Genomic DNA, 14,893 nt, shown 5'->3' on the forward strand with positions numbered 1-14,893 from the left:
CCCCGTGCCGGGGAGGATATAGGTCGTGTCCCTCAACCTTCCTTCGCAGCGCAACCGCGGGCGGCGGGCGCCGATGGCGGATATCAACGTCACGCCGCTGGTCGACGTGATGCTGGTGCTGCTCATCATCTTCATGGTCACCGCGCCCCTTCTGACACAGGGCGTGCCGGTGAACCTGCCCGACAGCCGCGCGAAGCCGCTGGAGCAGGAGCAGCAGCCGACCGAGATCTCGCTCGACGCCGCCGGGCGCGTGTTCGTCGCGAAGGAGGAGGTGGGTGCGGATGCATTGCCGCAGCGGCTCGCGACGATCGCCGCCGCGGGGAAGGATGGCCAGCCGCCGCAGGTGCTGCTGCGTGCCGACCGCGGGCTCGACTACGGGCGCGTCATGCGCGTCATGGGCGAGCTGAACGCCGCGGGGCTGAACCGTGTCGCGCTGGTGACGGTGGGCGACGAGTAACGATGGAGCGCGCGGAGAAGATCGGGCTGGGCGTCGCGACGGCAGGGCATGTCCTGCTGTTCGGTGCGCTGTCGCTCGGCTTCCTCGACACGCCCAACCCCGCGAAGCTGTTGCCCAAGCCGATCGAGGTCAGCCTGGTGCCCGACGTCGCGCTGGAGGCGGCGGCGCCCGCATCGACCGAGGCGCCGTCGCAATCGGTCGCGCCCGAGACGGGCGAGCCGGTCGATTCCCCGCCCCCGGTGCCCGACCCCGCGCCGCAGCCCGAGCCGCAGCCCGCGCCCGCGCCCGTCCCCAGGCCCGCGCCGCAACCGCCGACGCCCGCGCCGCCCAAGCCGACCCCGCCCAAACCCGCGGCGGCGAAGCCCGCGCCGAAGCCTGCCCCCGGGCCCAAACCGGTGCCGCAGCCCAGGCCGGCGCCGAAGCGACCCGCGCCCGCGGCGGAGAAGGCGCCGGCGCGCCCGGCGAAGCCGACGCAGGCCGCCTCGTCCAGCAGCGCGGCGAAGCCCGCGACCGCGGCGACGCGGGGCGCGGGCAAGTCGCCCGCCGCCACCGCGCCGCGGCCGCGCGGCGGGCGGCTGGGCGACGATTTCCTGAAGGGCATGACGGCGGAGAAGAGCAATGCGCGCGAGAACGACGCGCCCCCCGCCGCGGCGAAGATCGACGGGCGTGCGCTGGCCAGCATCGTGCAGGCGATCGCGCGGCAGATCCAGCCGTGTGCGGACCGGCAGGTCGATCCGGGGCCGGGCGCGAACCGGATCGTGACGAAGCTGAACCTGCGGCTGAACCGCGACGGCACGCTGGCGGCGACGCCCACGATGGTCAGCCAGTCGGGCCTGACCGACGAGAACCAGCGCTATGCCCGCCGCGTCGTCGACCTGGGCATCGCGGCGTTCAAGGGCTGTTCGCCGCTGCGGTTGCCGGCGGAATATTACGACACCGCCAATGGCGGGTGGAGCAACATCAACTTCAACTGGAAGCTGCGATGAAGAACATCCTCTCGTTCGCCGTGCTGCTCGCCACGCCTGCGATGGCGCAGGACCTGCCCGCGCCGGCCGCGCCCCCCGCCGTCGCGCCGACGCAGGGCGGCGGGCCGCTGGAGGTGGACGTGACCGGCGGCATCTCCGCGCCGATGCCGATCGCGATCCCGCCGATGCCGACGCCCGCGGTCGCCTCCACCCCCGCAGGGTCGACGGACGTGCTGGGGCGCCAATTGTCCGAGATCATCGCCAACGACCTGCGCAATTCCGGCCTGTTCACGCCCGTCCCGCCCGCGCAGTTGCGGACGGTTTCGGTGCCCGAAGTGACCGCGCCCGCCTTCGATTACTGGGGCGGATCGGGTGCGCAGGCGCTGGTGCAGGGTTATGTCCGCGCGAACGGCGACGGCACGCTGACGGTCGGCTGTTACCTGTACGACGTGTCGGCGCGGACCGAACTGGCGCGGCAGGGCTTCGTCGTGCCGCCGTCGGACTGGCGCCGCGCGGGCCACAAATGCGCCGATTCGGTCTATCAGCGGCTGACCGGGGAGGGGCCGTATTTCGACAGCCGCGTCGTCTACGTCAGCGAGACCGGGCCGAAGGGCAACCGCATCAAGCGGCTGGGCATCATGGACCAGGACGGGGCCAATCATCGTTTCCTCACGCAGGGCTCGCTGGTCCTGACGCCGCGGTTCGCGCCGAACCAGCAGTCGATCGTGTACATGAGCTATGTGGGGAAGAGCCCCGCGATCTACGTCTACGACATCGGGTCCGCGCGGCAGCGGCTGGTGGTGCAGAACGCCGCGACGACCTTCGCGCCGCGCTTCTCCCCCGACGGCCGGTGGATCCTGTTCTCGATGGCGACCGCGGGCAATACCGACCTGTATCGCGTCCCCGCGGGCGGCGGCACGCCGCAGCGGCTGACGACATCGCCCGGGATCGACACCGGGGGCAGCTATTCCCCCGACGGATCGCGGATCGTGTTCGAAAGCGACCGGTCGGGCGGGCAGCAATTGTACGTCATGAACGCGGACGGATCGAACCAGCAGCGGATCAGTTTCGGCGGCGGGCGCTACGCCACGCCCGTCTGGAGCCCGCGCGGCGACCTGATCGCGTTCACGAAGCTGGCGGGGGCGTTCCGCATCGGCATCATGGGCCCGAACGGATCGGGCGAGAAACTGCTGACCAATTCGTGGCAGGACGAAGGCCCGTCGTGGAGCCCCAACGGCCGCGTGCTGATGTTCTATCGCCAGGGGCGCGGCAATGCGGGGAAGGCGGACCTGTGGTCGGTCGACCTGACCGGCGTGAACGAACGCCGCGTGCCGACGCCGCTGGACGGGTCCGACCCGGCCTGGGGGCCGTTACGTCCGTAGCATCGTTCATGGGGGCATGACGCGCCTTGCGATCGTTCATGGGGGCATGAACGGGGGACCGATAAAGAGGAGACATCACGTGGCTAGACTGACCACCACCTTCCTTCTGGGCGCCGCACTGGTCGCGACCGCCGCCTGTTCGAAGAAGCGGCCGGAAGTCCTGCCGCCCGCGCCGGGGGAGGCGCCCGCCGCCGGGCCGTCCGTGCCCGGTTCGCCCAATGCGGACGGCGTGACGCCGGGTTCCGCCGCGGACTTCCGCCGCTCGATCACCAGCGACACGGTCAATTTCGGGCTCGACATGGTGGACATCGATTCCACCGCGCGCGCGATCCTGGATACGCAGGCGGCGTGGCTGCAACGCTACCCCGACGTCCGCGTGCAACTGGAGGGCCATGCGGACGAGCGCGGGACGCGGGAATACAACCTCGCGCTGGGCGACCGGCGCGCCAATTCGGCGAAGAACTATCTCGCCGCGCGCGGCGTGTCGCCGTCGCGGATCACGACGATCAGTTACGGCAAGGAACGCCCGCTGGCGCTGGGATCGGACGAGGAAAGCTGGGCGCAGAACCGCCGCGCGGTGACGGTGGCGGTGACGAACTGAGCTATCCTCCCCGGCACGGGGAGGATATCACCGCTTCAACGCCCACCGGACCACGTTGCCGAGCGCGCCTGCGCCTGCCCGCACGGCGGGGCGCGCCAGCAGGCCGGGCGTCCGGCCGTGCATCGCCGCGGCCCAGGGCGGCAGCAGGTCGCGCGCCGCCGCCGCCGCCATGCGCATACCGGCGTTCGTCGCGGCGTCGTCGCCCGGCGCCAGCAGCGCGTCCGCGACCTCGCGCGTGCGGTGGTCGAACCGCAGGTCGCCGCGCACCCGCGCGTAATAGGCCGCCACCGCGGCGCGCGACGTCGGCACGCCCGTCGCGCCGAGCCGCTCGGCCACCAGCGCGGTCTGCGCCAGGTACAGGTCCTGGTCCGCCGCCGTCATGCCGGGATCGCGATAGCGCAGATAGGCGCGCAGGAAGCTGTCGACCTCCGCCACGTGCACCCATGTCAGCAGGGCGGGATCGTTGGCGTCGTAGCGCGTCCCGTCCGGCAGCGTGCCGTGGACGCGGTCGTGGATCGCGCGGACGTGATCGATCGCGCCGGTCGCGGTGGCGGTGGCGCCGAACGTCGTCGCGGCGATGAACCGTGCGGTGCGCTTCAGCCGCCCGAGCCGGTCGTGGCGGAAATCGCTATGGTCCCACACGCCCGCCAGCGCGAGCGGATGGAGCATCTGGAGCAGCAGGGCGGAAATGCCGCCGATCATCATCGCGGTGAAATCGCCGTGCACGCGCCACGCGGGCGATCCCGGACCGAACAGTCCGTCGTCGCCCGGCGGGCGCGCCAGGTCGATGCTGCCGCTCCCGACGAGCGAGCGCAGCCGGCGGGCCAGCGTGTCCCTGACGCGGTCGGTCAGCGGCACGCCGGCCCGCGTGTCGTCACGCCTCGGTCGTCGACTTGCGACGGCCGCGCGGCCCCTTGTCCGCGGCGGCGGCGTCGACCGCACCCTCGGTCCGGCGCGCGCCGGGCTTGCGGCCCAGGCCGATCTTCTTCGCCATGTCGCGACGCGCGGCGGAGTAGTTTTCCGCGACCATCGGATAGTCGGATTTCAGGCCGTAGCGCGCGCGATAGTCTTCCGGCGTCAGGCCGTGGCCCGACAGGTGGCGACGCAGCGTCTTGTACGGCTTGCCGTCGATCAGCGAGATCAGGTGATCCTTCGACGCGAGCGACTTGCGCACCGACACGGCGGGCGAATAATCGCTCTGCGGCTCCTCGCTCGGCGTCGACGAAGCACTGGCCGAAAGGTTCGCGACCGCATCGTGCATCGTGCGCAGGAACGCCGGAACATCCTCACCCGAAGCGCGCGTGTTGGGATTGGACAGCCATGCGATCGTCAATTCGGTCGCAAGCTCCACCGCATTGCTGGCGAGGGTTTCGTCGGTCATCGTCGGGTTCTCCAATAATCGTTTCTTGCCCTTGGCGCGGGCCGGTTGCTTCGTCAACGTCGGATACCAGCAAAAGCATCCAGTTATTGCTCCAGGTTATTCAATTGGTGCAGCAAGATTGACAGATGAAGCATGAACAGCGGCAGATCGTTTCTATCACGTCACGATTATCGGTGCAAAGCGCCGCGTCACGTCGCCGTTCTTGCACCGGAAAGGGCAGGTTATCCCGCTTGACCGGTGCCGCGCCGCCGCCCCATGATGGCCGGAACGAGAAGAAAAAGGGGTTTTCGATCATGACGATACGTCGCGTCCGCGGCGTGCTGGCTCCCGTGGCGATGGGGATGCTGGCACTGTCCGCCTGTTCGACCGGCGCGGACCGCCCGAAATCGGCATCGGCGAAGGCACCGCCGCAACCCTATTCGCGCAATCCCTATCCTTCGACGTACAAAGTTTATCCCGGCGTCCCCACGCTGGTCCGCAATGTCACCGTCTTCGACGGCGAGGGCGGGCGGATCGAGAACGGGCAGGTCCTGTTCGCGGACGGCAAGGTCGTCGCGGTCGGACAGACGGTGGATGCGCCCGCGGGCGCCACGATCATCGACGGGCAGGGGAAGTTCGTGACCCCCGGCGTCGTCGACATCCACAGCCACCTGGGCGACTATCCCAGCCCCGGCGTGCAGGCGCATTCGGACGGGAACGAGGCGACCGCGCCGATCACCGCCGAAGTGTGGGCCGAACACAGCGTGTGGCCGCAGGACCCGGGGTTCAGCCGTGCGCTGGCGAACGGCGGCGTCACCACGTTGCAGATCCTGCCCGGCTCCGCGAACCTGATGGGCGGGCGCAGCGTGGTGCTGAAGAACGTGTACGCGCGCACGATGCAGGGGATGAAGTTCCCCGGCGCACCCTATGGCCTGAAGATGGCGTGCGGCGAGAATCCCAAGCGCGTCTACGGCGGCAAGGGGCGCATCCCCTCCACCCGCATGGGCAATGTCGCGGTCGACCGGCAGACGTGGGCGAAGGCGGCGGCATACCGGCGCAAGTGGGACAAGTATGAAAAGGACGGCGGCGACATGCCCGATCGCGACATCGCGATGGATACGCTGCGCGGCGTCCTGTCGGGCGAGATCCTGATCCAGAACCACTGCTATCGCGCCGACGAAATGGCCATCGTCTTGGATATGGCCCAGGAGTTCGGGTACAAGGTCACCGCCTTCCACCACGCGGTGGAGGCGTACAAGATCGCGGACTTGTTGAAGGCGCGTGGCGCCTGTGCCGCGGTGTGGGCCGACTGGTACGGGTTCAAGATGGAAAGCTACGACGGGATCGGCGAGAATCTCGCGATCCTGGAGAATGCGGGCGCGTGCGCGATGATCCATTCGGACGACGCCAACGGCATTCAGCGGCTGAACCAGGAAGTCGGCAAGGTCCTGTCCTCCGCCCGGCATTCGGGCATCAACATCCCGGACGAGGCGGCGTGGAAGTGGCTGTCGCTCGGCCCGGCGAAGGCGCTGGGCATCGATGCGCAGACCGGGTCGCTGCGACCCGGCAAGATGGCCGACGTCGTGCTGTGGAACGGCAATCCGTTCAGCGTCTACACCCGGCCGGAGAAGGTGTGGGTCGACGGCGCGCTATTGTACGATTCCAGCGACCCCAAACGCCGCCCGGTCAGCGATTTCGAGCTGGGCCAGCCCGGCATGGGAGACGTCAAGTGAAGCGCGCCTTTCTCCTCCTCGCCGCCACGATGCTGGCGACGCCCGCAGCGGCGCAGACACCGGGGTCCCCGCAAAGTACCACTTTGCGGGGTGGGACGATCGCCATCACCGGCGGGACGGTCGCGATCGGCGACGGATCGCAGCCGATCGAAGGCGGCACGGTCGTCATGTCGAACGGCCGCATCGTCGCGGCAGGACGCGGCGTGGCGGTGCCCGCGGGCGCGCAGGTGATCGACGCGACGGGCAAATGGGTCGCGGCGGGCATGGTGTCCGCGCCCACCGACCTGTCGCTGGTCGACAGCGAGGGCGTGCGCGAATCGAGCGACGTGCGCGCGCGAGAGACGCCGTTCAACGCCGCGCTGGACGTGTCGGTGGCGGTGAACCCGAACAGCATCAAGCTGGCGAACGAACGCGTGCTGGGCGTCACGCGCGCGCTGATCGCGCCGTCCGCGGGCAATTCCGTCTTCGCCGGGCAGGGCGCGGTCATCGATCTGGCCGCCGATCCCGATGCGGTCACGCGTGCGCGGGCGTTCCAGTTCGCGGAACTGGGCGAGGACGGCGGGCAGAACGCCGGGGGCACGCGCCCCGCGGCCTATGCCATGTTGAAGGACGCGTTCGCGCAGGCGCAGGATTACCGCCGCAACCCCGCGGCGTTCGACGGGCGCAGCCGCGATTCGCTGCTGAAGCGCGCCGACGCCGAGGTGCTGGTGAAGGTGCTGGACGGCGCCATGCCGTTGCTGGTCCATGTCGAGCGCGCGAGCGACATCCGCAGCGTGCTTGGGCTGACGACGGACTATCCGCGGCTGAAGCTGGTGCTGGTGGGCGTCGCCGAAGGATGGATGGTGGCGCGCGAGATCGCGGCGGCGCGCGTGCCCGTCATCGCGCAGGCGCTGGCCGATCTGCCCGCGTCGTTCGAGCAGGTCGCGGCGACCGAATCCAACGCGGGCCGGATGCGGGCGGCGGGGGTTCAGGTGGCGCTGGCGTCGACGGGTGCGTCGGGGGGCGACCATGTGCTGCGCCAGTTCGCGGGCAATCTGGTCGCGATCACGCGCGTGCCGGGGCACACCGGGCTGGACTGGGGACAGGCGTTCGCCGCGATCACCAGCGGGCCGGCGGAGGCGCTGGGCATGGGCGCGGACTTCGGCAGCCTGCGCGCGGGACGGCGCGCGGATGTGGTGCTGTGGGACGGCGATCCGCTGGAACTGTCGAGCGCGCCGGTGTCGGTGTGGATCGACGGCGTCGCGCAGCCGATGCGGTCGCGGCAGACCGACCTGCGCGACCGGTACCTGACGCCGACCGAAGGCGCGCTGCCGAAGGCGTACGAGCGGCGGTAGTTCTTTCCTGGCCCTCTCCCCGCCGGGAGAGGGCTAGGGCCGATCGACATTCAATTTTCCGGTGCAAGATGTTCGCACGAAGCCGCAAAGACGCGAAGTAAAGCAAGAGACTGGTTCGCGCGGAGGCGCGGAGGGCGCAGAGAGTAAAGTGTAACGCAGACCGGCACTCCCCTCGTCGAAGCAGCCCCCTCATCCAAGCAGCGACGTCGGGCCGGCCGGTAATTGGCCCTCCGATCAGCCCGGTGCACGACACCTCCGCGTCCTCCGCGCCTCCGCGCGAACCCGAACTTCCTTGCGGCTTCGCGGTTTCGCTTGAGCGTTTCATCCCGCCATCTGAATGTCGATTGGCCCTAGGATGGTTTCGTTATTGCGAGCGTAGCGAAGCAATCCAGCGTGGCGCGTCCCGCCCTTGATTGCTTCGCTGCGCTCGCAATGACGGGGCGGTCACCGCCCCAGCAGCACGCGGGCCTGGCTGGCGATCTGCGCCAGCATCGCGGCATTGGGTTCGGCGGCGTTGCGGGCGCGGTCGACGACGGCCTTGAACTGGCCGACGCGCGTCGCATTCTCCGCCAGCCAGCTATCGACCAGCGCCTCCGGATCGCGCTTCCCGGCCTTGCCCAGGAAGTCGAAGCGCAATTGCTGGAAATCGCGCGCCAGCCCCGCGATCAGCAGGCGTTCCCACGGATCGCTGGGCGTGATCCGCGCCGCATTCGCCTGCGCCCAGTCGAGCCCCAGCGCCTGACCCAGCCGCGTGAAGGCGCGGGTCAGCTTCGTTTCATCCACCTTCGACCGTTCGCCGAGGTCGGCGAGGCCGACCGCGCCGTCCAGTTCGAACAGGCGCACCACCTTCGTCGTCAGCGCCGCCGGCGCACCGGCGGCCTCCAGCGTGTCGGCGATGCGGCGGCTCTGCGCGCGCGCTTCCTCCAGCAGCAGGTCGCCCGCCGCCTGTTCCAGATGCGCGATCCCCTTCGCCAGCCGCTTCAGCACCGCGGACGGCGCGACGCCCGGTGCGGTGACGCGCAGCAAATCCGCGATCTGCGACCGGACCGCGACCGCGACCTCGTCGAACAGCGCGAGCCGTCCCGCCTCGGGCATCGCGGTCGTCTCGATCTCGCGCCACAGCGCCGACAGGCCGAACTGGCGTTCCGCCACGACGAACATCGCCGCGATGTCGCCCAGCGCGGCGCCTTCCTCCTCCGCCAGTTCGAACGGATGCAGGATGCCGATGCGGTTGACGATGCGGTTGGCCAGCTTCGTCGCGACGATCTCGCTGCGCAGCCGGTGCTGGTCGATCGCCTTCGCGAACCGGTCCTGCATCGCCTGCGGGAAGGCGGCGTGGAGGTCTGACTTCAGCGCGTCGTCCGCGCCCAGACCCGCGCGCTCGATCTCGTCCTGCAACGCCAGCTTCGCGGTCGCCAGCAGCACCGCCAGCTCGGGCCGGGTCAGCCCGCGCCCCTCGGCGGCGCGGCGCAGCAGTCCCACGTTCGATCCCAATCCCTCGACGCGGCGGTCGAGGCGGCCCGCGCCCTCGAATATCTCGATCGCGCGGACGTAGCTGGGCAGCGACTGCGCGCCGTCCCGCTCCGCGATCGACAGCGCCAGCGTCTGGAGCCGGTTGTCCTCCAGCACCAGATGCGCGACGTCGTCGGTCATCCCTTCCAGCACCGCGTTGCGATCCTCGTAGGACAAGCGCCCCTCGGTCATCTCGCGGTTCAACGCGATCTTGATGTTCACCTCGTTGTCCGAACAATCGACGCCCGCCGAATTGTCGATGAAGTCGGTGTTGATCCGCCCGCCGCGCGCCGCGAACGCGATGCGCGCCGCCTGCGTCACGCCCAGGTTCGCGCCCTCGCCGATCGCGATCGCGCGCACCTCCTCCGCATCGACGCGCAGGCGGTCGTTGGCGGGATCGCCGACCGTGGCGTTATTCTCCGCCGCCGCCTTCACATAGGTACCGATGCCGCCGAACCAGATCAGGTCGACGGGCGACTTCAGGATCGCGGAGATCAGCGCGGCGGGTTCGATCGAGTCGACCGGGATGTCCAGCGCGGCGCGGATCTCGGGCGACAGCGGGATCGACTTGGCATCGCGCGCGAACACGCCGCCGCCCGGCGAGATCAACGCCGTGTCGTAATCCGCCCAGCTCGACCGCGGCAGGGCGAACATCCGCTCGCGCTCGATCCAGCTGGCCGCAGGGTCGGGATCGGGATCGAGGAAGATGTGGCGGTGGTCGAACGCCGCGACCAGTTTGAGCGCCTTCGACAGCAGCATCCCGTTGCCGAACACGTCACCCGACATGTCGCCGCATCCGACGACGCGGATCGGCTGCGTCTGCACGTCCAGCCCGCGTTCGGCGAAGTGGCGCTGCACCGATACCCACGCGCCCTTGGCGGTGATGCCCATCGCCTTGTGGTCGTAGCCGACGCTGCCCCCGCTGGCGAAGGCGTCGCCCAGCCAGAAATCGCGTTCCAGCGCCAGGGCGTTGGCGACGTCGCTGAACGTCGCGGTGCCCTTGTCCGCCGCGACGACGAAATACGGGTCCTCGCCGTCGTGGATCACGACGCCGTCGGGATGCACGACCTTCGACCCCACGATATTGTCGGTGATCGACAGGAGCGTGCGGATGAAGATGCGATACGCCTCCGTCCCCTCCGCCAGCCACGCGTCGCGGTTGCCGGGCGGTGGCAGCTGCTTGGCATAGAAGCCGCCCTTCGCCCCCGTCGGCACGATCACCGCATTCTTCACGCGCTGCGCCTTCATCAGGCCCAGGATCTCGGTCCGGAAATCGTCGCGGCGGTCGGACCAGCGCAGGCCGCCGCGCGCGACCGGACCGGCGCGCAGGTGGATGCCCTCGACACGGGGGGAATAGACCCACACCTCGCGCCACGGCAGCGGCTTGGGCAGGCCGGGGATCTTCGCGCTGTCCAGCTTGAACGCCAGCGCCTCCTCCGCCGCGGGGATGAAGGCGTTGGTGCGCAGCGTCGCGCCGATCAGGGCGTGGAAGGCGCGCAGGATGCGGTCGTCGTCGATCGCGGTGACCGCGTCCAGGCCCGCGGCGATCGTGGCGTCGGTCGCCGCGCTGTCGCCGCGCTGCGCCGGATCGTGCGCCTGCGCGAACCGCTGGACCAATGCCTTCGCCAGGTCGGGCGCGCGGCGCAGCGTGTCCACGACCGTGGTCATGCCGTACGTCAGCCCCGCCTGCCGCAGGTAGCGGAACCACGCGCGGAACAGGACGACCGCGCGCGGGCTGAGCCCGGCGTCGACGATCAGGCTGTTGAACGCGTCGTTTTCCGCGGTACCGCGCAGCGCGTCCGCGATCGCCCGTTCCAGCACCTGCGGATCGTCGTCGAACGCGGCATCCGCCGCCTCGACGACGAAATCGTGGACGAAGGCGTCGTCCGCCTCCTTCAGCCGCGTCGGCAATTCGCCGATCACGCGGAAACCGAAATTCTCCAGCACCGGCACCGCGTCCGACAACGCCAGCGCGCCGTGGAGCTTGTAGATCTTCAGCCGGTGATCCTCGCCCGGTGCGGTCGGGTACAGATGGACCTGCCGGTCGGCGGGCGTTTCAAGCGCGGACAGGCGCAGGATGTCCTCCGCCGCCTCGCTCGCCACCGATACGTTGCGGTAATTGGGCGGGAAGGCCGCGGCCCAGCGCAAGGCGAGGCGCGCGGCGCGCGGGGCGGCGATGCGCTCCGCCAGCGCGGCCTCCACCTCCGGCACCCAGCCGCGCACCATTCGCGCGACGCGCGCGTCGAGCGGGACGACGTCCGGCGCACTGCCGCCGTCACGCATGTCCAGCGTGTAGCGCAGCATCGCGACGACGCCGTCCTCCAGGCTGATCGACCAGTTCAGCAGGCGCGCGTTCGCCGCCTTCGCCAGCATGTCGCCGATCGACACGCGCCGCGCGGTCGTCACGTCGTCGCGCGGCAGCCACACGAAGGCGAACAGGTGGCGACCGAGCGGGGAGGGGACCAGCACGACCTTCGGCCGCGGGCGGTCGGCCAGGCTCATCGCGGTCAGCGCCAGCGTCTCGACCGCAGGACCGTCGAATGCGGTCATCAGGTCGTGGGGCAGCGAAGCGAGCGCGTGCGTCAGCGCCTTGCCGGTATGGCCCGCGGGATCGAACCCGAACTTCGCCTCCAGCTCCGCCAGCCGCTGGCGTAGCCGCGGCACGCTGCGCGGGGGAGCGTTCAGCGCGGCGGAGGTCCACAGGCCCGCGTGGATCGACAGGCCGGTCACCTTCCCCGCGGTCGCGAGCGGGACGATGACGAGGTCCAGCGGCGTGCGGCGGTGGACGGGCGAGATCAGGCTGGATTTCAGGACCAGCGGCGCGGCATTGCCCTTCGCGAACCACGCGATCGCCAGGTGGCGCGACTTGTCCGCCAGCAGCGGGACGTCGTGGCGGTTCTTCGCGATGCCCAGCGCGCCCGCCGCGGTGCCGCCGTCGACGGTCCAGCGCTCGTGCCCCAGCAGCGTGAAATGCCGGTCCAGGAACCAGCGCAGCAGCCCGGCCCCTTCCGCGTCGCCGCCGGTATCGTCCAGCATCCCCGCGTCCGCCGCCAGCGCGGCCTGCATCGCGCGCCAGTCGCGCACCGCCTCGCGCACGTCGGCCAGTACCTTGGCCAGTTCGTCGGTCAGTTCGCGCCGGTCGCGCGCGTCGACGCGCTCCAGCTCGATGTAGATCATCGATTCGGTCGCGGTGCCGTCGTCCCCGATCGCGGTCAGATGCCCCTTCGCATCGCGCGCGACGCGGACGACGGGATGGATGATGCGATCGACCGCGATGTCGCGCTCGCCGATCGCGGCGGCGATCGAATCGACCAGGAAGGGCATGTCGTCGTTGACGATCCCCAGCCGCATGCGGCGGCGCCCGTCCATCTCGGGCAGCGCCTCCAGCGCCATGGCGGGCTCGCCCGGTGCGCGGTCGATGCCCGTCGCGATCAGGAAGGCCGCGGCCTCCGCCTGTTCGGCGGCGGCGAAATCGTCCAGCTCGCCCGGCAGCGCGCGGTGCGTCAGGCGTTCGGCGAGCGCCCGGGACAGTATCCGTTGTGACTTTTCCGACATGCCGCGGCTATGCCCCTGCCGCGGGCGTATCTCAACCCCGGCGGATCATCCGATCCGCTTCAGCAGCGCCCCCGCCAGCCGCGCGTCGGCCACCGCGCCGACCACTTCCACGGTCCCGTCCGGCCCCGCGCGGCCTAGCAGCACGACCGCCTCTCCCGCCGCGATGCCGGTGTCCAACGATAGCGTCGCCACGGTGGCGCGCCGGTCGAGCGGGGCGGGGTCGGCGCGTGGGCGCACCGGGCGGCGCGCGGCGCGTTCGTCCGCCACGATCCCCTTGATGCCGCCCGGCGTCGCCTCCAGCACGCGCGGCAGGCCGCCGTCGGGCACGTCGTGGCGCCGTGCATGCGCCAGGACGGTGGCGATCTCGGTCAGCCGCGTCTTGTCGTGGTCGGCGCCGAAGACCAGCTTCGCCACCGCGGTCAGCGGGCTGCGCGCCTGGGCGACGATCCCCGCGTCGGCCAGCAGGGCCGCCAGCCGGTCCGGCGCGGCGTGCGCGGCCAGCGCGAAATCGTGCGCGCGGCCCAGCGCGCGGTACAAGGCGGCGTGGCTGCGCGTGTCCGCGGCGCGCGCCGCGGCGGCGCTGGCGCGTGCGGCGGCCAGGCGGTCGTCCAGCGTGTCGGCCGCGCCGTGATCGGGGGCAAGGCCGGTGCCCGCGGGCGCCCCCGCGCCGGGACCGTCGGCCCATGCCACCGCCGCGTCCGCGCGTTGCGGCGCGCGCGCCGCGCTCAGTTCCGCGGCCAGCGCCGCCTGCTGCCCGGCGGAGGCCAGTTCCTTCCAGTTGATGACGCCGTAGATATAGTCGATCGTCGCGGCATCGGACGAGAAGGGCATCAGGATGCCGCGATACATCGTCGGCGTGCCGCGCGTGCCGACGAACTCCGCCTCGAACCCGATCGGCGCGCGATTGGCGATGATCTGTAGGTAATGGTCGGTCAGCCGCGACAGCAGCGAGCGCGCGGGCACGTCCGCGATATGCGCGATGTCCTGGTCCGCCATCCCGCATTCGTCGCGCAGCGCACGGCCCAGGAACTGGATCGCCGGATTGTCGAGCCCGGCGGAGAAATCGAGGAGGACGCTGTTCGGCCCGAAATCCGCGATGCTGGCGGGATCGAGGTCCGCGATCGCGGGGAAGGGGCGGTCGCCCAGCAGCGACACCCAGTGATTGTACGCACGCACGTGCATCCGCCGCTCGTCCAGGCCGACCGCGATCTCTGCCTCGCCGACGCCGCCCGCGGCGGGATCGTCGTCGTGCCGGATGTCGTCATGGCCGCGCGCGCTGTCCATCGTCCTGTCGTCCCGTGGTATGCGCCCGTGACGGCGCGTCGGGACGGCTTGTGCGCCGTGCATGGTAAAGACGCTGTTAACGCTGTCCCGCACACTCGCGCTTGCCAGCGGCGATCCGCCCTGATAGTCGCCCGCCCCACGTCGTGTCTCCACCGACGCGGACGACCAGGCCGCTTTAGCTCAGCTGGTAGAGCATCGCATTCGTAATGCGGGGGTCACAGGTTCGAGTCCTGTAAGCGGCACCATTTCCCATCGAAACCGAGAAACCCGACGCCCACCCACGGCGGCGTGCATGCCGGGTCCGGTCCGGTCAGAACGGTGCCGCCGGATCGGTCAGGATGCCGCAGGCGGCGGCCGCCTTGCCGACCGCGATCGGGACGCGGGGGTCGTTCACCTGACCGGCGACGCGGATGAAGTCGCCCGCCGTCAGGCGACCGGGCGTCGTGTCGCCCTCGCGCGCGGCGCGCGCCGCGCGGCCGAGCTGCTGGAGCTGGCCGAGGGACAGATCCGCCTCCAGCTGGTCGCCGACGCACCGGGATTGCGCGGGCTGGAAGCCGTAGCCCTCCATCGAGGTCGCGATCTTCGCGGACGGGTTCACGCACGCGCCGACGACGACCGTCGCGAGGGCGACGGCCGCGATGCCGGCAGAACGCAGGGCGGTTGGGCGCAGGCCGGCGGAGCGCAGGATCGTCCGGTAGGTCATGGTCGTG

The 14,893-nt window shown here is 70.7% G+C and carries 11 protein-coding genes and 1 tRNA gene; 7 read left to right on the forward strand and 5 right to left on the reverse strand.

What is annotated here, in order from left to right:
• Nucleotides 1-25: 25 nt before the first annotated feature.
• The 4 genes from tolR (at nt 26) to pal (ending at nt 3,405) form a co-directional block, all read left to right on the forward strand.
• Nucleotides 26-457, forward strand: a complete 432-nt coding sequence (tolR, locus tag ASG29_RS07915; RefSeq protein WP_055982655.1) for a protein TolR — start codon at nt 26-28, stop codon at nt 455-457.
• 2 nt (nt 458-459) lie between these two features.
• Entirely contained in the window at nt 460-1,443 is a 984-nt protein-coding gene (locus ASG29_RS07920) for a hypothetical protein (protein ID WP_055982658.1), read from the forward strand.
• The gene (tolB, locus tag ASG29_RS07925; RefSeq protein WP_082515833.1) at nt 1,440-2,804 is read left to right on the forward strand and encodes a Tol-Pal system beta propeller repeat protein TolB; all 1,365 of its coding nucleotides are present in this window, start codon (nt 1,440-1,442) and stop codon (nt 2,802-2,804) included. The genes ASG29_RS07920 and tolB overlap by 4 nt, the downstream gene beginning before the upstream one ends.
• Nucleotides 2,805-2,883: 79 nt before the next feature.
• Nucleotides 2,884-3,405 (forward strand): peptidoglycan-associated lipoprotein Pal, encoded by a 522-nt coding sequence (gene pal / locus ASG29_RS07930; RefSeq protein WP_055982660.1) that lies wholly within the window; start codon nt 2,884-2,886, stop codon nt 3,403-3,405.
• A 27-nt stretch (nt 3,406-3,432) separates the two neighbouring features.
• Here pal and ASG29_RS07935 read toward each other — a convergent pair whose 3' ends face one another.
• Nucleotides 3,433-4,263 (reverse strand): oxygenase MpaB family protein, encoded by an 831-nt coding sequence (locus ASG29_RS07935; RefSeq protein ID WP_321163189.1) that lies wholly within the window; start codon nt 4,261-4,263, stop codon nt 3,433-3,435.
• A gap of 16 nt (nt 4,264-4,279) precedes the next feature.
• Entirely contained in the window at nt 4,280-4,786 is a 507-nt protein-coding gene (locus ASG29_RS07940; RefSeq protein ID WP_055982662.1) for a MucR family transcriptional regulator, read from the reverse strand.
• A 335-nt stretch (nt 4,787-5,121) separates the two neighbouring features.
• On the opposite strand from ASG29_RS07940, the gene ASG29_RS07945 reads away from it, so the two are divergent.
• Nucleotides 5,122-6,498: an amidohydrolase gene (locus tag ASG29_RS07945; protein WP_200932477.1), complete on the forward strand. Its 1,377-nt coding sequence runs from the start codon at nt 5,122-5,124 to the stop codon at nt 6,496-6,498.
• A 29-nt stretch (nt 6,499-6,527) separates the two neighbouring features.
• Nucleotides 6,528-7,832: an amidohydrolase family protein gene (locus tag ASG29_RS07950; RefSeq protein ID WP_055985243.1), complete on the forward strand. Its 1,305-nt coding sequence runs from the start codon at nt 6,528-6,530 to the stop codon at nt 7,830-7,832.
• A 444-nt stretch (nt 7,833-8,276) separates the two neighbouring features.
• Here ASG29_RS07950 and ASG29_RS07955 read toward each other — a convergent pair whose 3' ends face one another.
• Together ASG29_RS07955 and ASG29_RS07960 are read right to left on the reverse strand one after the other, a co-directional pair.
• Nucleotides 8,277-12,899 (reverse strand): NAD-glutamate dehydrogenase, encoded by a 4,623-nt coding sequence (locus ASG29_RS07955; RefSeq protein WP_055982664.1) that lies wholly within the window; start codon nt 12,897-12,899, stop codon nt 8,277-8,279.
• Nucleotides 12,900-12,944: 45 nt separating this feature from the next.
• Nucleotides 12,945-14,183, reverse strand: coding sequence for a hypothetical protein (locus ASG29_RS07960; RefSeq protein ID WP_055982666.1), 1,239 nt, complete (start codon nt 14,181-14,183; stop codon nt 12,945-12,947).
• Nucleotides 14,184-14,352: 169 nt separating this feature from the next.
• On the opposite strand from ASG29_RS07960, the gene ASG29_RS07965 reads away from it, so the two are divergent.
• Nucleotides 14,353-14,428: transfer RNA gene (locus ASG29_RS07965), tRNA-Thr, on the forward strand.
• Between the two features lie 65 nt (nt 14,429-14,493).
• Here ASG29_RS07965 and ASG29_RS07970 read toward each other — a convergent pair.
• Nucleotides 14,494-14,886, reverse strand: a complete 393-nt coding sequence (locus ASG29_RS07970; RefSeq protein ID WP_055985246.1) for a hypothetical protein — start codon at nt 14,884-14,886, stop codon at nt 14,494-14,496.
• Nucleotides 14,887-14,893 lie beyond the last annotated feature (7 nt).

The sequence above is a fragment of the Sphingomonas sp. Leaf412 genome (assembly GCF_001425405.1).
Lineage (GTDB): Bacteria > Pseudomonadota > Alphaproteobacteria > Sphingomonadales > Sphingomonadaceae > Sphingomonas.

What these genes read in the sequence shown, in the direction of transcription:
- ASG29_RS07920 (WP_055982658.1), top strand. Translation starts at nt 460, where the DNA reads ATGGAGCGCGCGGAGAAGATCGGGCTGGGCGTCGCGACGGCAGGGCAT.
- tolB (WP_082515833.1), top strand. Translation starts at nt 1,440, where the DNA reads ATGAAGAACATCCTCTCGTTCGCCGTGCTGCTCGCCACGCCTGCGATG.
- ASG29_RS07940 (WP_055982662.1), bottom strand. Translation starts at nt 4,786, where the DNA reads ATGACCGACGAAACCCTCGCCAGCAATGCGGTGGAGCTTGCGACCGAA.
- ASG29_RS07945 (WP_200932477.1), top strand. Translation starts at nt 5,122, where the DNA reads ATGGGGATGCTGGCACTGTCCGCCTGTTCGACCGGCGCGGACCGCCCG.
- ASG29_RS07950 (WP_055985243.1), top strand. Translation starts at nt 6,528, where the DNA reads ATGCTGGCGACGCCCGCAGCGGCGCAGACACCGGGGTCCCCGCAAAGT.
- ASG29_RS07955 (WP_055982664.1), bottom strand. Translation starts at nt 12,899, where the DNA reads ATGTCGGAAAAGTCACAACGGATACTGTCCCGGGCGCTCGCCGAACGC.
- ASG29_RS07960 (WP_055982666.1), bottom strand. Translation starts at nt 14,183, where the DNA reads ATGGACAGCGCGCGCGGCCATGACGACATCCGGCACGACGACGATCCC.
- ASG29_RS07970 (WP_055985246.1), bottom strand. Translation starts at nt 14,886, where the DNA reads ATGACCTACCGGACGATCCTGCGCTCCGCCGGCCTGCGCCCAACCGCC.